Source organism: Klebsiella sp. CN_Kp097, from assembly GCF_040064495.1.
GTDB classification, from domain to species: domain Bacteria; phylum Pseudomonadota; class Gammaproteobacteria; order Enterobacterales; family Enterobacteriaceae; genus Klebsiella; species Klebsiella aerogenes.
On record NZ_JBEAIL010000009.1, the window covers coordinates 17,627 to 34,592 of the forward strand.

At 52.9% G+C, this 16,966-nt stretch carries 13 protein-coding genes; 3 read left to right on the forward strand and 10 right to left on the reverse strand.

Translation table 11 applies throughout. From position 1 onward, the window contains the following. Nucleotides 1-88 precede the first annotated feature (88 nt). The 3 genes from ABLV07_RS15760 to ABLV07_RS15770 all read left to right on the forward strand — a co-directional run bounded on the left by ABLV07_RS15760 (nucleotide 89) and on the right by ABLV07_RS15770 (nucleotide 2,423). Complete coding sequence (locus ABLV07_RS15760; RefSeq protein ID WP_348853612.1) at nucleotides 89-1,621, forward strand: diguanylate cyclase; 1,533 nt, start codon at nucleotides 89-91, stop codon at nucleotides 1,619-1,621. 175 nt (nucleotides 1,622-1,796) lie between these two features. After that, nucleotides 1,797-2,102 (forward strand): PTS sugar transporter subunit IIB, encoded by a 306-nt coding sequence (locus ABLV07_RS15765; protein ID WP_015704006.1) that lies wholly within the window; start codon nucleotides 1,797-1,799, stop codon nucleotides 2,100-2,102. A 3-nt stretch (nucleotides 2,103-2,105) separates the two neighbouring features. Then, nucleotides 2,106-2,423, forward strand: coding sequence for a PTS lactose/cellobiose transporter subunit IIA (locus ABLV07_RS15770; protein WP_015704005.1), 318 nt, complete (start codon nucleotides 2,106-2,108; stop codon nucleotides 2,421-2,423). A 42-nt stretch (nucleotides 2,424-2,465) separates the two neighbouring features. On the opposite strand, the gene dcuB is transcribed toward ABLV07_RS15770, so the two are convergent. The 10 genes from dcuB to ABLV07_RS15820 all read right to left on the reverse strand — a co-directional run. After that, nucleotides 2,466-3,806, reverse strand: a complete 1,341-nt coding sequence (dcuB, locus tag ABLV07_RS15775) for an anaerobic C4-dicarboxylate transporter DcuB (protein ID WP_015368823.1) — start codon at nucleotides 3,804-3,806, stop codon at nucleotides 2,466-2,468. Between the two features lie 395 nt (nucleotides 3,807-4,201). Beyond that, nucleotides 4,202-8,425, reverse strand: a complete 4,224-nt coding sequence (gene rpoC / locus ABLV07_RS15780) for a DNA-directed RNA polymerase subunit beta' (protein WP_015368824.1) — start codon at nucleotides 8,423-8,425, stop codon at nucleotides 4,202-4,204. Nucleotides 8,426-8,501: 76 nt separating this feature from the next. Continuing rightward, nucleotides 8,502-12,530 carry a DNA-directed RNA polymerase subunit beta gene (rpoB, locus tag ABLV07_RS15785; protein ID WP_015704004.1) on the reverse strand — a complete coding sequence of 1,343 codons (4,029 nt, stop codon included), beginning with the start codon at nucleotides 12,528-12,530 and terminating at the stop codon, nucleotides 8,502-8,504. A gap of 324 nt (nucleotides 12,531-12,854) precedes the next feature. Further along, nucleotides 12,855-13,220: a 50S ribosomal protein L7/L12 gene (gene rplL / locus ABLV07_RS15790; protein WP_003033114.1), complete on the reverse strand. Its 366-nt coding sequence runs from the start codon at nucleotides 13,218-13,220 to the stop codon at nucleotides 12,855-12,857. Between the two features lie 66 nt (nucleotides 13,221-13,286). Then, the gene (gene rplJ, locus ABLV07_RS15795; RefSeq protein WP_004097644.1) at nucleotides 13,287-13,784 is read right to left on the reverse strand and encodes a 50S ribosomal protein L10; all 498 of its coding nucleotides are present in this window, start codon (nucleotides 13,782-13,784) and stop codon (nucleotides 13,287-13,289) included. Between the two features lie 291 nt (nucleotides 13,785-14,075). After that, complete coding sequence (gene rplA / locus ABLV07_RS15800) at nucleotides 14,076-14,780, reverse strand: 50S ribosomal protein L1 (RefSeq protein ID WP_015368826.1); 705 nt, start codon at nucleotides 14,778-14,780, stop codon at nucleotides 14,076-14,078. A 3-nt stretch (nucleotides 14,781-14,783) separates the two neighbouring features. After that, nucleotides 14,784-15,212: a 50S ribosomal protein L11 gene (rplK, locus tag ABLV07_RS15805; RefSeq protein ID WP_020079906.1), complete on the reverse strand. Its 429-nt coding sequence runs from the start codon at nucleotides 15,210-15,212 to the stop codon at nucleotides 14,784-14,786. A 156-nt stretch (nucleotides 15,213-15,368) separates the two neighbouring features. Further along, nucleotides 15,369-15,914, reverse strand: coding sequence for a transcription termination/antitermination protein NusG (gene nusG, locus ABLV07_RS15810; protein WP_007665882.1), 546 nt, complete (start codon nucleotides 15,912-15,914; stop codon nucleotides 15,369-15,371). 1 nt (nucleotide 15,915) lies between these two features. Next, nucleotides 15,916-16,299: a preprotein translocase subunit SecE gene (gene secE / locus ABLV07_RS15815; RefSeq protein WP_015368827.1), complete on the reverse strand. Its 384-nt coding sequence runs from the start codon at nucleotides 16,297-16,299 to the stop codon at nucleotides 15,916-15,918. A 232-nt stretch (nucleotides 16,300-16,531) separates the two neighbouring features. After that, nucleotides 16,532-16,966, reverse strand: a 435-nt coding sequence (locus ABLV07_RS15820; RefSeq protein ID WP_259615099.1) for an EF-Tu/IF-2/RF-3 family GTPase, incomplete at its 5' end; no start/stop codon positions are given.

The window sequence follows — 16,966 nt, forward strand, 5'->3', positions numbered from 1 at the left end:
CAGTAAGTGACTGGGGTGAGCGAGGAAAGCCAACGCACATGCAACTTGAAGTATGACGGGTATATTGATTCTGGACGATTAACAACTCATGGCACGCCACAACAGAAAGCTCTCTTTTACTACGCCAATCGTAGTGGGGTTTGCGGGGATTTTGCTCAGTTTTTTACTGATCGCAATCTTTGTTACCGCGACGCAGAAGAAAAACTTTCTTGAAGATTATCACCATATTAACCGCAACTTCACCCATAACCTTGCGGTGAACTACACCGAATCGCTGCTGCGCGAAAATGACTACATTCTGGCGCGCGCGACGAAATACTTTGCCCGCGACGATGCGCTCAATATCGCCGTAAATCTCAATCCGCAAAAGGGTCTGGACGATTTGATGCGTCTGCAGGAGCTGATGCCGACGGTCTCCTCCATTTCGCTTGCCGATACTCTTGGTCATTATCTGCGCGCCCCCGAAGTGATGGAAGGCGATGAGAGCCGCACGTTTGATCCAAAAACGCGCCCCTGGTTTATTCGCCAGGCGGAAGCCAGTACCTTCAGCCTCTATACCACTCCTTACCTTGACTACTTCACCCACCACCCTACCGTTACCGTCTACCGGCCTGTCATTTCACCGCAGGGAAGGCTCAAAGGTAGTCTGGCATTTCATATGGATCTGACCTCAATGGGCTACGCGTTACGGCAGATTGTCTCGCCGGTACAGGGCGAGTTTTTTGTCGTGCAACGCGACGGCAAAGTGGTTATCCATCCCGATACCGGCGCGCTATTTAAAACTTACGTTAGCGCGGAACTGATGGACAAAATGACCAGCGCGGAAGGCCAACTTTATGATGAGGAACATAAGGCCTGGTACTACTACTATTCCTTTACCAACCCTGACTGGTTCGTTATTTTCCGCGTCACCGATGCCACCCTTGATGACCTGACGCGCTATGAAACCGATATTGTCGCCTGGGGGTTCGCCCTCGCCGCCATTGTCATCGTCCTGTTCGGGCTGTATCTGCGCCACGCTTCGCGTACCGTACTGATGAACATCATTAACGCCATTAAGACCGGCGACGTCAAACGCGCGCCGCGGCTGGAAGCCATGCTCAGCAAAGCGATCGAGAGCAATAAACAGCGTGAGCTCACCTATGTCCGCCAGGCCACCATCGATGCGCTAACCGGCTGCAAAAATCGCCGCGCCTTCGACAGCGATATCGCCGCCCTGATGAACGATCACCAGCCTTTCGCCCTCGCGTTGGTCGATATCGACAACTTTAAATCAATTAATGATACCTGGGGCCACCTCAATGGCGACATCGTGCTGCGCAACGTCGCGCGTGAAGGGATACAGATCCTGCAGCCGCAGGAGATCTCGCTTTACCGCTACGGCGGCGAAGAGTTTGCCGTTATCTTCCCTGCCGAACATATCGACAACGCGCTCACCATTCTGGAGAGCTGGCGCCTTAACGTTGCCAGCCGAACCTGGCGCGAAGAAGGATTAACCGTCACCTTTAGCGCCGGCCTCGGGGAATGGAATATGGAGCCGCTGGAAAAACTGGTCGTTAGCGTGGATGAAGCGTTGTATAAGGCCAAACAGCAGGGCAAGAATCGAATCGTTCGCGCCTGAGCACAACTCCCTGATAGCCCGCTTTTGCGGGCTTTTTTATCTCGGCCGCTGCAAAATTGAAACCGGTTTCATTTTTTGTGATGTTTTACACACAATCATGGTGAAGCGGTTGTGCCGCGCCGCCGCCCGCGATAAAGATGATGCATCAAGGAACATACATAAGGGCGATGAAACTATGAAGAATATCGTTTTATGCTGTGCCGCAGGAATGTCCACCAGCATGCTGGTGCAACGCATGAAAGAGGCCGCGCAAAAGAAAGGCATCGAAGTCTCGATCAAAGCTGTGCCGGTAGCGGAGTTCAAAGATAACCTGGCTGCGGCGGATATTATCCTGCTCGGCCCACAGGTGAAGTACGAGCAGGCGAAACTACAGGCGCTAGCCGACCCGGTCGGTAAAAAGGTCGCCGTTATTGACATGATGGATTACGGCATGATGAAAGGCGATGCCGTTCTGGATAAAGCCCTGAAGCTGATGGAGTAAGGCATGGAAGATTTAGAGACGATTATCATGGAGCTGCTGGTCAACGCCGGCTCCGCACGCAGTTCTGCCCTCACCGCCCTGCAGCAGGCGCGTAAAGGCGATTTCGCCGCCGCCGAACAGGCTATGGCCGACTCCCACGAATTCGTGAAACATGCGCATAAAATCCAGACCCAGCTTATTGGCCTGGACGAAGGCAGCGGCAAGCTGCCGGTGAACCTGATTACCGTGCATTCCCAGGATCATCTAATGAACGCGATGGTGATTCAGGATTTAGCGACCGATATGATCGAACTGTATCGCCGCCTGCCGCCCGCACAATAATCCCGCTGATTTATCAGGCGCCGCCAGCGGCGCCTGTCTCACTTACAGAAAACCGTACATCGCCGCGAACACCCAGCCAAAAACGCAGGAAACGCTCACGCCAATTAATCCCGGCAGAATAAAGCTATGGTTAATGACGAAGCGGCCAATATGGGTCGTGCCTGAACGGTCAAACTGAATCGCCGCCAGATCGCTTGGGTAGGTCGGCAGGATGTAATAGCCGTAGCAGGCGGGCGCGGAAGCGACGATATAGGCCGGGTCAACGCCGATCGCCAGCGCCACCGGGACAATCGCCGCCAGCGCCGCCGCCTGAGAGTTGACGAACTTCGATACCAATAACAGCACGATAGCGTAGGCCCACGGGTACTCCTTCACCATCTCTCCGAGCACGCCTTTAATCTCGGTCATGTGCGCGCCAAACATGGTTTCCGCCATCCATGCAATGCCGTACACCGCGACGATAGCGATCATCCCCGAGCGGAAAACCTCATTTTTAGAAATCGACGCCGGGTTAGTTTTGGTAATGATGATGATAAGCGCCCCGGAGAGCAGCATGAACATCTGGATCACCAGTACCATTGAGAGAGGCTTACCATCGAACGCCGGGCGCAGTTCGGAAAACGCGCCAAGCAGCGCCACTACGGCGATTGAGGCAAGGAAGATCCACATCGCGATCCAGTTGCTGGTCGGCAGCTTTTTATCCAATAGCGTGGCCGTATCGCCATAAACATAATGACGGTTTTCCGGTACTGCAATAAACGCCTGGAAGGTCTCGTCTTTATCAAGGTCCTTACCGCGGAACCAGCTGAAGATGCCAATCGCCAAAATCCCCAGTAGCGTTGACGGAATGGTTATCGCCAGTAGATCGAGAAACTCAAGGTGCTTACCGTTAAAGGTAAAATTCCCGAGCATCGCCACCAGCGAGACCACCGCCACCGAAACCGGACTGGCAATGATCCCCATCTGAGCGCCAATCGAGCTCGCCGCCATCGGCCGCTCCGGGCGAATATTATTTTTGATAGCTACGTCGTAAATAATTGGCAGGATCGTATACACCACGTGGCCGGTACCGCACAGGATCGTCAGCGTACAGGTGACGAATGGCGCAACGATAGAAACGTATTTGGGGTTGCGCCGCAGGAGCTTCTCGGCAATCTGCAGCATCACGTCTAAACCGCCGGATGCCTGTAGCGTCGCCGAGGCGGCCACCACCGCGATAATCACCAGCATGACATCAACCGGTGGTTTTCCTGGTTTAAGATGAAAGACAAAAACTAAGATAACTAAGCCAATGCCGCCTAAAAGGCCGAGCGCAATGCCACCCTTTTTCGCGCCGTAGAACAGACAAATTAAGATAATGATGAGCTGTATAGCAAATTCCATGCATCCCCCAGAAGCTATCCATTAATAACGACAATACTCTCCGCCTTATTTTTATTTTGCTCACCACCTCCATTGCCTTTTAACAGGCGCAGTGACCCCCTCAGTTGCGGTAAACCGAAAAGGATGGGGAAAAGTAATCACATGATTCTTTGAGTGTTTTGACTATATAGCGTTTGCGGCGCCTATTTTTTGATACATGTAGAATTTTTATCCATCGATTAGTGATGGCATAAAGAAATAGCAAATAGATAATTATCAGACATGTTTAATTTGCTAATTAATTGCGGCAATTACATTAAATAAATGTAATTTATTTTAGGTGAGATAAATCGACAGGTAATAAAAAAGCCAGTCAGGAAACCTGACTGGCTTTTAAGCGCTTAGCGAATCAACGATTAATCGTTGTCAGAACCGCCCAGGCCTGCGTTCAGCAGTTCTGCCAGGTTGGCAGAGGCTTCTTCTACGCTCACCTGCGGCGCAGCCGGCTGTTCGCCCGCTGCGCGACGGCGCATACGATCCTGGTGGTACGCATAACCGGTACCTGCCGGGATCAGACGACCCACGATGACGTTCTCTTTCAGACCGCGCAGTTCGTCGCGTTTGCCCGCAACGGCTGCTTCGGTCAGCACGCGAGTGGTCTCCTGGAACGATGCCGCGGAGATGAAGGACTCGGTTGCCAGAGACGCTTTGGTGATACCCAGCAGGTCGCGGGAATAGGTTGCCGCAACTTTGCCATTCGCTTCAAGCTCGCGGTTAGCGATCTTAACGCGGGAGTATTCAACCTGCTCACCTTCGAGGAAGTCGGAGCTACCAGCACTTTCGATGGTCGCTTTACGCAGCATCTGACGAACGATAACTTCAATGTGCTTATCGTTAATCTTAACGCCTTGCAGACGATAAACGTCCTGCACTTCGTTGGTGATGTAACGCGTTACCGCGTGTACGCCACGAAGACGCAGAATGTCGTGCGGCGCTTCCGGACCGTCGGAAACCACGTCACCACGTTCTACACGTTCACCTTCGAACACGTTCAGCTGACGCCATTTCGGAATCATCTCTTCGTACGGTTCGCTACCGTCTACCGGGGTGATAACCAGACGACGTTTCCCTTTGGTTTCTTTACCGAAGGAAATGATGCCGCTGATTTCAGCCAGGATTGCCGGCTCTTTCGGACGACGTGCTTCGAACAGGTCCGCAACGCGCGGCAGACCACCGGTGATATCCTTGGTACCGCCAGATTCCTGCGGAACACGCGCCAGGGTGTCACCAGAGCTGATCTGTACGCCATCTTCCAGCTGAACAATCGCTTTACCCGGCAGGAAGTACTGAGCAGGCATATCGGTGCCTGGGATCAGAACGTCGTTGCCCTGAGCATCAACAATTTTCAGCGCCGGACGCAGATCTTTACCACCGGAGGTACGTTCCGCGGAATCCAGAACCACCAGCGAAGACAGACCGGTCAGCTCGTCGGTCTGACGAGTAATGGTCTGGCCGTCGATCATGTCAGTGAAGCGGACGAAACCACTCACTTCGGTGATAACCGGCATGGTATGCGGATCCCAGTTTGCAACGGTTTCACCGCCAGCAACCTGTTCGCCGTCGCCTTTAGCCATAACGGAGCCGTAAGGCACTTTATAGCTTTCTTTGGTACGACCGAATTCGTCGATCAGCTTCAGTTCGGTGTTACGCGAGGTGATAACCAGTTTACCGCTGGAGTTCACAACCGACTTCGCATTGCTCAGACGGATGCTACCTTTGTTTTTCACCTGGATGCTGGATTCAGCAGCCGCACGAGATGCCGCACCACCGATGTGGAACGTACGCATCGTCAGCTGTGTACCCGGCTCACCGATGGACTGTGCCGCGATAACGCCGATAGCCTCACCTTTGTTGATGAGGTGACCACGCGCCAGGTCACGACCGTAGCAGTGCGCACATACACCAAAGTCGGTGTCACAGGATACAACGGAACGAACTTTGACGGAGTCAACGGAGTTCTCTTCCAGCAGGTCACACCAGTGCTCGTGCAGCAGCGTGTTGCGTGGAACCAGAATGTCCGCGGTACCCGGCTTCAGAACGTCTTCAGCAGTCACACGACCCAATACGCGATCGCGCAGCGGCTCTTTAACGTCGCCACCTTCGATAACCGGCGTCATGGTGATGCCTTCCAGGGTGCCACAGTCGTCTTCAGTGACAACCAGGTCCTGCGCAACGTCAACCAGACGACGAGTCAGGTAACCGGAGTTCGCAGTCTTCAGTGCGGTATCCGCCAGACCTTTACGAGCACCGTGGGTGGAGATGAAGTACTGGAGTACGTTCAGACCTTCACGGAAGTTCGCGGTGATCGGCGTTTCGATGATGGAGCCATCCGGCTTCGCCATCAGACCACGCATACCAGCCAGCTGACGAATCTGTGCCGCAGAACCACGCGCACCGGAGTCGGCCATCATGTAGATACTGTTGAAGGAAACCTGCTGCTCTTCCTGACCGTCACGGTTAATCACGGTTTCGGTTTGCAGGTTATCCATCATCGCTTTGGATACACGATCGTTCGCCGCAGCCCAGATATCGATAACTTTGTTGTAGCGTTCGCCCGCGGTGACCAGACCAGACTGGAACTGTTCCTGAATCTCAGCAACTTCCGCTTCCGCTTCGCTGATGATTTCGTATTTTTTCTCCGGGATGACCATGTCATCGATACCAACGGACGCACCTGAACGCGCTGCATAAGCAAAGCCGGTGTACATCGTCTGGTCCGCAAAAATAACGGTCGGTTTCAGACCCAGAATACGGTAACAGGTGTTCAGCATCTTGGAGATCGCTTTCTTACCGAGCGCCTGGTTCACGATAGAGAACGGCAGACCTTTCGGCACGATCATCCACAGAATGGCACGGCCAATGGTCGTGTCTTTCAGGCTGGTCTTCGCGACGAACTCACCATTGTCGTCTTTTTCGTATTCGGTGATACGCACTTTAACGCGCGCATGCAGAGAGGCCAGACCGGCGCGATAAATACGCTCCGCTTCTTTCGGGCCAGTCAGCACCATGCCTTCGCCTTTGGCGTTAACACAGTCACGGGTCATGTAGTACAGACCCAGTACAACGTCCTGAGACGGAACGATGATTGGTTCGCCGTTCGCCGGGGACAGGATGTTGTTGGTAGACATCATCAGCGCACGCGCTTCCAGCTGGGCTTCCAGCGTCAGCGGTACGTGAACAGCCATCTGGTCACCATCGAAGTCGGCGTTATATGCCGCACAAACCAGCGGGTGCAGCTGAATGGCTTTACCTTCGATCAGAACCGGTTCAAACGCCTGGATACCCAAACGGTGCAGTGTTGGCGCACGGTTCAGCAGTACCGGGTGTTCGCGGATAACTTCGTCCAGGATATCCCAAACGACAGCTTCTTCGCGCTCAACCATTTTCTTAGCGGCTTTGATGGTGGTGGCCAGGCCACGCAGTTCCAGCTTGCCGTAGATGAACGGTTTGAACAGCTCCAGCGCCATTTTCTTCGGCAGACCGCACTGATGCAGACGCAGGTATGGACCTACGGTGATTACAGAACGACCGGAGTAGTCAACACGCTTACCGAGCAGGTTCTGACGGAAACGACCCTGTTTACCTTTGATCATATCGGCCAAAGATTTCAGAGGACGTTTGTTGGAACCGGTGATCGCACGACCGCGACGACCGTTATCCAGCAGGGCGTCGACCGCTTCCTGCAGCATACGTTTTTCGTTGCGTACGATGATGTCCGGCGCAGCCAGATCCAGCAGACGTTTCAGACGGTTGTTACGGTTAATGACGCGACGATACAGATCGTTCAGGTCAGAAGTCGCAAAACGACCGCCATCCAGCGGAACCAGCGGACGCAGATCTGGCGGCAGAACCGGCAGAACGGTCAGGATCATCCACTCCGGCTTGTTGCCAGACTGAACGAAGGCTTCCAGCAGCTTAATGCGCTTGGTCAGCTTTTTACGCTTGGTTTCGGAGTTGGTTTCGTTCAGCTCTTCACGCAGCTGCTCGCACTCTTGCTCCAGGTCCATGCTTTTCAGCAGGGCCTGAATAGCTTCGGCGCCCATCTTCGCGTCGAATTCGTCACCGAACTCTTCCAGCGCGTCCAGGTACTGCTCTTCAGTCAGAATCTGGTTGCGTTCGAGGTTGGTCATGCCACCTTCGATAACAACATAAGATTCAAAGTACAGTACGCGTTCGATATCACGCAGCGGCATATCCAGCAGCAGACCGATACGGGACGGCAGAGACTTCAGGAACCAGATGTGGGCAGTCGGAGACGCCAGCTCGATGTGGCCCATGCGCTCACGACGCACTTTGGTCTGGGTCACTTCAACGCCGCACTTCTCACAGATAACACCACGGTGTTTCAGGCGCTTGTACTTACCGCACAGGCACTCATAGTCTTTTACTGGCCCGAAAATACGAGCGCAGAACAGACCGTCACGTTCTGGCTTGAACGTACGGTAGTTAATGGTTTCCGGCTTTTTAACTTCACCGAAAGACCATGAACGGATCATGTCTGGCGATGCCAGAGCAATTTTGATCGCATCAAACTCTTCGGTTTTAGTTTGCGCTTTCAGAAACTTTAATAAGTCTTTCACGGATTTGCTCCCGTCGGAGTTAGCACAATCTGGCGCCGGGTTTTACCCCGGCACCAGTGACCTGTTTGAGCGAGAGTTACTCGTCTTCCAGTTCGATGTTGATGCCCAGCGAGCGGATTTCTTTCAACAGTACGTTGAAGGATTCCGGCATGCCCGGTTCCATCTGGTGGTTGCCGTCCACGATGTTTTTATACATCTTGGTACGACCGTTCACGTCATCAGACTTAACGGTGAGCATTTCCTGCAGGGTGTAGGCCGCGCCGTATGCTTCCAGCGCCCACACTTCCATCTCACCGAAGCGCTGACCACCGAACTGCGCCTTACCACCCAGCGGCTGCTGAGTAACCAGGCTGTAAGAACCGGTGGAACGAGCGTGCATTTTGTCGTCGACCAGGTGGTTCAGTTTCAGCATGTACATGTAACCTACGGTTACCGGACGTTCGAACTGTTCACCGGTGCGGCCGTCAAACAGAGTGATCTGACCGGAAGTCGGCAGATCGCCCAGCTGCAGCAGCTCTTTGATTTCAGCTTCTTTCGCACCGTCGAATACCGGCGTTGCGATCGGCATGCCTTTACGCAGGTTTTCAGCCAGACGCAGAACTTCTTCATCGCTGAAGGTATTCAGGTCAACTTTCTGGCGAACGTCAGCGCCCAGATCGTAAGCACGCTGGATGAATTCGCGCAGTTTCGCGACTTCTTGCTGCTGTTTCAGCATGGCGTTGATCTTATCGCCGATGCCTTTCGCAGCCATACCCAGGTGAGTTTCCAGGATCTGACCGATGTTCATACGAGACGGTACGCCCAGCGGGTTCAGTACGATATCTACCGGCGTACCGTTAGCATCGTGCGGCATATCTTCGATCGGGTTGATCTTAGAGATAACACCCTTGTTACCGTGACGACCTGCCATCTTATCACCAGGCTGGATACGGCGTTTAACGGCCAGGTATACCTTAACAATCTTCAGCACGCCCGGTGCCAGATCGTCGCCTTGGGTGATTTTACGGCGTTTCGCTTCGAGTTTTTTCTCGAACTCGTGTTTCAGTTCGTCATACTGCTCAGCCAGTTGCTCCAGCTGATTTTGTTTCTCTTCGTCGGTCAGGCCCAGTTCCAGCCAGCGATCGCGAGGCAGTTTGTCGAGCTTGTCAGCTTCAACGCCACCGGCAACCAGCACAGCGTAAATACGGCTGAACAGACCAGCTTCGAGGATCTGCAGTTCTTCAGACAGGTCTTTTTTAGCCTGCTTCAGCTGCATCTCTTCGATTTCAAGCGCACGCTTGTCTTTCTCTACGCCGTCACGGGTAAAGACCTGAACGTCGATAACGGTACCAGAGACACCGTTCGGTACGCGCAGAGAAGAGTCTTTAACGTCAGACGCTTTCTCACCGAAGATCGCGCGCAGCAGTTTCTCTTCCGGAGTCAGCTGGGTTTCACCTTTCGGCGTTACCTTACCAACCAGAATGTCGCCGCCGGTCACTTCCGCACCGATATAAACGATACCGGATTCATCCAGTTTGGAGAGCGCAGCTTCACCCACGTTCGGGATGTCAGCGGTGATCTCTTCCGGCCCCAGCTTGGTGTCACGGGACACGCACGCCAGTTCCTGAATGTGGATGGTGGTGAAACGGTCTTCCTGGACAACACGCTCGGATACGAGGATGGAGTCTTCGAAGTTGTAGCCGTTCCACGGCATGAACGCTACGCGCATGTTCTGACCCAGCGCCAGTTCACCGAGGTCGGTGGACGGGCCGTCGGCCAGGACGTCGCCGCGTTCAATTGGTTCGCCCAGGGACACGCAAGGCATCTGGTTGATGCAGGTGTTCTGGTTAGAACGGGTGTACTTGGTCAGGTTATAGATGTCGATACCTGCTTCGCCCGGGTACATCTCGTCTTCGTTAACTTTGATAACGATACGGGAAGCATCCACGTACTGAACGGTACCGCCACGTTTAGCTACCGCAGTAACACCGGAGTCGACGGCAACAGCACGTTCCATACCGGTACCAACCAGCGGCTTATCAGCGCGCAGAGTCGGAACCGCCTGACGTTGCATGTTCGCACCCATCAATGCACGGTTGGCGTCATCGTGTTCCAGGAACGGGATCAGGGACGCACCGACGGATACCACCTGCTGGGTGGATACGTCCATGTAGTCAACCTGGTCGCGGCTGAACAAGCTGGATTCGCCTTTACTACGGCAGGTAACCAGATCTTCAACAAAGTGGCCTTCGTCATCCAGGTTGGAGTTCGCCTGAGCAATGACGTAGTTACCTTCTTCGATAGCAGACAGGTAATGAATTTCGTCGGTAACAACACCGTCGGTCACTTTACGGTACGGGGTCTCAAGGAAACCGTATTCGTTAGTCTGTGCGTACACGGACAGGGAGTTGATCAGACCGATGTTCGGACCTTCAGGCGTTTCGATTGGACATACGCGACCGTAGTGAGTCGGGTGTACGTCTCGAACTTCGAAGCCTGCGCGTTCACGGGTCAGACCGCCTGGGCCGAGTGCGGAGATACGACGTTTGTGCGTAATCTCAGACAGCGGGTTGTTCTGGTCCATAAACTGGGACAGCTGGCTGGAACCAAAGAACTCTTTCACTGCTGCGGAAATCGGCTTGGCGTTGATCATATCCTGAGGCATCAGGGTATCCAGATCGCCCAGAGACAGACGCTCTTTAACCGCACGCTCTACACGCACCAGGCCAACGCGGAACTGGTTTTCCGCCATTTCGCCAACGGAACGGATACGACGGTTGCCGAGGTGGTCGATATCATCGACTTCGCCTTTACCGTTACGGATATCGATGAGCTTCTTCATCACTTCGATGATGTCGTCTTTGCTCAGGATACCGGAACCTTCGATTTCGTCGCGCAGCAGAGAACGGTTGAACTTCATACGACCAACCGCGGACAGATCGTAGCGGTCTTCGGAGAAGAACAGGTTCTCAAACAGGCTTTCAGCCGCTTCACGAGTCGGCGGCTCACCCGGGCGCATCATGCGGTAGATTTCTACCAGCGCGCTCAGACGATCGTTGGTCGGGTCGACGCGTACAGTTTCAGAAATGTACGGACCGTGGTCCAGATCGTTGGTGAACAGCGTTTCGATACGCTTGTGGCCGGACTGGCTCAGTTTAGCCAGCAGATCCAGGCTCAGCTCCATGTTCGCCGGGCAGATCAGTTCGCCGGTCGCTTCGTCGATGTAGTCTTTAGAAGCAACTTTACCCGCGATGTACTCAACCGGAACTTCGATATGTTTGATATCGTCTTTTTCCAGCTGGCGAATATGGCGCGCGGTAATACGACGGCCTTTCTCAACGTACACTTTACCGTTGGCTTCGATATCGAAGGAGGCGGTTTCACCGCGCAGACGCTCCGGTACCAGCTCCATCTGCAGCTTGTTGTCGCGAATTTCAAAGACCACTTTCTCGAAGAACAGGTCAAGGATCTGCTCAGTGGTGTAATTCAGCGCGCGCAGAATGATGGTTGCAGGCAGTTTACGACGACGGTCGATACGAACGAACAGGTTGTCTTTCGGGTCGAATTCGAAGTCCAGCCAGGAACCACGGTAAGGGATGATACGTGCGTTATACAGGACCTTACCGGAAGAGTGAGTCTTACCTTTGTCACTGTCAAAGAAGACGCCCGGGCTACGGTGCAGCTGAGAAACGATAACACGCTCGGTACCGTTGATAACGAAGGTACCGTTGTCGGTCATGAGCGGGATTTCGCCCATGTAGACTTCTTGTTCTTTAATGTCTTTAACGGTGCCTTCCGGCGCTTCGCGCTCGTAGATCACCAGACGCAGTTTTACGCGCAGCGGTGCGGAATACGTCACGCCACGGATCTGACATTCTTTAACATCAAAAACAGGTTCGCCCAGACGGTAGCTGACGTACTGCAGCTCTGAATTACCGCTGTAGCTCTGAATCGGGAATACGGAACGGAAGGCTGCTTCCAGACCATACTGCCCTTCAGGATCTTGCTCGATAAACTTCTGGAACGAGTCAAGCTGGATAGAAAGGAGATAAGGCACATCCAGAACTTGTGGACGTTTACCAAAATCCTTACGAATACGTTTTTTCTCGGTATAGGAGTAAACCATAGGGTTCCTCAGCTCGCTGACAAGTCGACCCATCTGCCCGGAAAGGGCAGTTTTTTATGCAACACTATTTTGTTGACCGGAAAATGGAACACTTTCCGCAATGCCTGTTGCTATCACGCTTAAACCATTTCATTGCGATTTACACAGCCCAGGAACCCTAACCTGTCGCAGTATATTAAGTCGTCGATAGAAACAAGCATTGTGAGGCAAACCAGCAGTCAAACAGTGTGAAATGCTACTGGCGCCTTACAGCGCAAAAAGGCTGGTGACTAAAAAGTCACCAGCCTCAGCCTAATTTCTCAGGCTGCAACCGGAAGGGTTGGCTTATTTAACTTCAACTTCAGCGCCAGCTTCTTCCAGAGATTTTTTCAGAGCTTCAGCGTCGTCTTTGCTGATGCCTTCTTTCAGTGCAGCCGGTGCAGATTCTACCAGGTCTTTAGCTTCTTTCAGACCCAGGCCAGTCGCGCCACGTACTGCTTTGATAACAGCAACTTTGTTAGCGCCAGCAGCTTTCAGAATTACGTCGAATTCAGTTTTTTCTTCAGCAGCTTCAGCCGGGCCAGCAGCTACAGCTACAGCAGCAGCAGCGGAAACACCGAATTTTTCTTCCATTGCAGAGATCAGCTCAACAACGTCCATTACGGACATAGCGGATACTGCTTCAATGATTTGATCTTTAGTGATAGACATTTAAATTGTTCCTGAATATCAGAATAAGTTTATACGTAAGCGAGTGCTTTACAAAGATAACTGCGATTAAGCAGCTTCTTTCGCATCGCGTACAGCAGCCAGAGTACGAACCAGTTTGCCAGCCGAAGCTTCTTTCATGGTTGCCATCAGGCGTGCAATTGCTTCTTCGTAGGTCGGCAGAGTTGCCAGGCGGTCGATTTGCGACGCCGGGATCAGCTCACCTTCAAAGGCAGCGGCTTTGACCTCAAATTTTGCATTCGCTTTCGCGAACTCTTTGAACAGACGAGCAGCAGCGCCCGGGTGTTCCATAGAGTATGCAATCAGGGTCGGACCAACAAACGTGTCTTTCAGGCACTCGAACGGAGTACCTTCAACGACGCGGCGCAGCAGGGTGTTACGAACAACACGCATGTAAACGCCAGCTTCACGACCTGCTTTACGCAGTTCAGTCATTTTATCTACAGTTACGCCACGGGAATCCGCAACTACTGCAGACAGCGCGCCTTTGGCTACTTCGCTGACTTCAGCAACAATCGCTTGTTTGTCTTGAAGATTTAAAGCCATTAGCTTTGCTCCTGGATGTTTGCCAGAGCTTATGCTCTGGAACTCACTTCACTCTATTCAACGAATAGAGCGTCTTAATACGGTGAGCAGAAACAAGCCAGAGTATCCAAAAAATAATCTTAGCGTTCTGTCACCGTCTACGCAGGGGATTAAGTTTCTTACGAAACACCTGCGGTCTTCGACGGAGGCCTGGATAGGCCAGGCTCCAACGAACAAATCTGTTAGCCGCTAACTTTCGTTAGCAAACGTGGGGGTAAGATTGTAGACAAAATCACCGCCCACGTAAAGGCATTAGTTTGCAGAAGCGTTCAGGCCAGCCTGATCTACTGCAACACCTGCACCCATGGTGGTGGAGATGCTAACTTTCTTGATGTACACGCCTTTAGCCTGAGTCGGTTTTGCTTTTTTCAGCGCAACCAGCAGAGCTTCCAGGTTTTCTTTCAGTTTGTCAGCGTCAAAGTCCACTTTACCGATGGTGGTGTGGATGATGCCGTTTTTGTCGTTACGATAACGAACCTGACCTGCTTTCGCGTTCTTAACCGCTTCAGCAACGTTAGGAGTTACGGTACCAACTTTCGGGTTTGGCATCAGGCCGCGCGGGCCCAGAACCTGGCCCAGCTGGCCAACAACGCGCATTGCATCCGGGGAAGCAATAACAACGTCAAAGTTCATTTCGCCTTTCTTGATCTGGTCAGCCAGATCTTCCATACCTACCAGCTCGGCGCCTGCAGCTTTAGCAGCTTCAGCGTTCGGGCCCTGTGCAAATACGGCAACGCGAACAGAACGGCCAGTACCGTGCGGCAGTACAGTTGCACCACGTACGTTCTGGTCAGATTTACGAGCATCGATGCCCAGGTTTACAGCAACGTCAACGCTTTCAACGAACTTAGCGGTCGCCAGTTCTTTCAGCAGAGAGATGGCTTCGTTGATGTCGTACTGTTTAGTTGCATCAACTTTCTCACGAATCACGGACATGCGCTTGGTCAGTTTAGCCATTTCTTAGTCCTCCACTACCAGGCCCATGGAACGTGCAGTACCTTCGATGGAGCGAGTCATCGCTTCAATGTCGGCACCAGTCATGTCGGCAGCTTTGGTCTGCGCGATTTCCTGCAGCTGAGCGCGGGAAATTTTACCAACTTTCTCTTTGTTCGGCTTACCGGAGCCGGACTTGATACCAGCCGCTTTTTTCAGCAGAACTGCTGCCGGCGGAGTTTTGGTAACGAAAGTGAAAGAACGGTCAGCGTAAACGGTGATAACAACCGGGATTGGCAGACCTTTTTCCATGGATTCAGTTTTTGCGTTGAACGCTTTGCAGAATTCCATGATGTTAACGCCCTGCTGACCCAGTGCTGGACCAACCGGCGGACTCGGGTTTGCCATACCAGCTGCAACCTGCAGCTTGACGTAGGCTTGTACTTTCTTAGCCATTCTTAAATCCTCAAATTGGGTATTAACGCTTCAGAGAAGCTCCCCGTGATTAAACATCGTTTTACGGGCCAGGCCCATAAAAACAAAAGGCGCGAAATTGTATGCCAATTTCGCGCCCTATGCAACGATTAAATCGCTGCTTTTTTGATCGCCAGCTTACGCCTTCTCAACCTGGCCAAAGTCCAGTTCTACCGGAGTCGCACGACCGAAGATAGAAACGGAAACTTTCAGACGAGACTTCTCGTAGTCCACTTCTTCAACAACGCCGTTAAAGTCAGCAAACGGACCATCGTTGACGCGAACCATTTCGCCCGGTTCAAACAGCGTTTTCGGACGCGGCTTATCGCCAACCTGCTGCAGACGGTTCATGATGGCATCGACTTCTTTGTCGCTGATCGGCGCCGGACGGTCGGAAGTACCGCCGATGAAACCCATCACACGCGGGACGCTGCGCACCAGGTGCCAGCTCGCGTCGTTCATGACCATCTGAACCAGAACGTAGCCTGGGAAGAATTTGCGTTCGCTTTTGCGACGCTGGCCGCCACGGATTTCAACCACTTCTTCGGTCGGAACCATGACTTCGCCAAACAACTCTTCCATGTTGTGTAATTTGATATGTTCACGCAGCGAAGTAGCTACGCGACCTTCAAAACCGGAAAACGCCTGAACGACGTACCAGCGCTTTTTAGGAGCTTCAGACATCTCAGAACCTCAGGCCAGTGATAAAGGATACCAGGCGAACCAGAATACCATCCAGTCCCCACAGGATCAGTGACATTACTGCAGTTACGGCAGCAACAATCAGCGTGGTGTGCAGCGTTTCCTGGCGGGTCGGCCAGATCACTTTGCGGACTTCGGTTCTCGCTTCGCGGGCGAAGGCGACAGTCGCCTTACCTTTTGTCGTTAACAGAGCGACGCCACCGGCAGCAGCGATAAGAATCACCACGGCCAGCGCACGGATCGCCAGCATAATGTCGCGATAAAGGAAGTTGCCTACGATGGCTACAATCAGCAGCACGGCAACGATAACCCACTTCAACGCTTCCAGGCCGCGCCCGCTCCCTTGAGCTTCGGTATTCGCACTCATAAACCAACCTGTCACAAGAATTCAGACAAACATCTTCGCCCCGCATTAAATGCGAGGCGACCAAACCGAAATGCTCTGCTGCGTTTCGGACTTTACGCCCTCTTCAGAGCCTGTCTCAGCAATGATTATGACAAAAAAAATCACTGATGAGCCAGGTTCTGGTGTGAAAGCGTGCAAAAAGGGCATCAAATGATGCCCTTTTATTGCGCATTGCGTCAAATGTTATCAGCGATTAGCCGAGAACTTTAGCAACCACGCCCGCGCCAACGGTACGGCCGCCTTCACGGATTGCGAAACGCAGACCATCGTCCATCGCGATCGGGTGGATCAGGGTAACAACCATTTTGATGTTGTCGCCCGGCATTACCATCTCTACGCCTTCCGGCAGTTCGATGGTACCAGTCACGTCAGTAGTACGGAAGTAGAACTGCGGACGGTAGCCTTTGAAGAACGGAGTATGACGGCCGCCTTCGTCTTTGGACAGGATGTACACTTCAGATTCGAACTTGGTGTGCGGCTTGATGCTGCCCGGCTTAGCCAGTACCTGACCACGTTCGATTTCTTCACGTTTGATACCACGCAGCAGAACGCCTACGTTCTCACCAGCACGGCCTTCGTCCAGCAGTTTGCGGAACATTTCAACGCCAGTACAGGTGGTTTTCGCGGT

Bases quoted from the DNA above. Each gene is read 5' to 3' on its own strand.
- ABLV07_RS15770 (WP_015704005.1), top strand. From the start codon at position 2,106: ATGGAAGATTTAGAGACGATTATCATGGAGCTGCTGGTCAACGCCGGC.
- ABLV07_RS15765 (WP_015704006.1), top strand. From the start codon at position 1,797: ATGAAGAATATCGTTTTATGCTGTGCCGCAGGAATGTCCACCAGCATG.
- rplK (WP_020079906.1), bottom strand. From the start codon at position 15,212: ATGGCTAAGAAAGTACAAGCCTACGTCAAGCTGCAGGTTGCAGCTGGT.
- rplL (WP_003033114.1), bottom strand. From the start codon at position 13,220: ATGTCTATCACTAAAGATCAAATCATTGAAGCAGTATCCGCTATGTCC.
- secE (WP_015368827.1), bottom strand. From the start codon at position 16,299: ATGAGTGCGAATACCGAAGCTCAAGGGAGCGGGCGCGGCCTGGAAGCG.
- nusG (WP_007665882.1), bottom strand. From the start codon at position 15,914: ATGTCTGAAGCTCCTAAAAAGCGCTGGTACGTCGTTCAGGCGTTTTCC.
- rplJ (WP_004097644.1), bottom strand. From the start codon at position 13,784: ATGGCTTTAAATCTTCAAGACAAACAAGCGATTGTTGCTGAAGTCAGC.
- dcuB (WP_015368823.1), bottom strand. From the start codon at position 3,806: ATGGAATTTGCTATACAGCTCATCATTATCTTAATTTGTCTGTTCTAC.
- ABLV07_RS15760 (WP_348853612.1), top strand. From the start codon at position 89: ATGGCACGCCACAACAGAAAGCTCTCTTTTACTACGCCAATCGTAGTG.
- rpoB (WP_015704004.1), bottom strand. From the start codon at position 12,530: ATGGTTTACTCCTATACCGAGAAAAAACGTATTCGTAAGGATTTTGGT.
- rplA (WP_015368826.1), bottom strand. From the start codon at position 14,780: ATGGCTAAACTGACCAAGCGCATGTCCGTGATTCGTGAGAAAGTTGAT.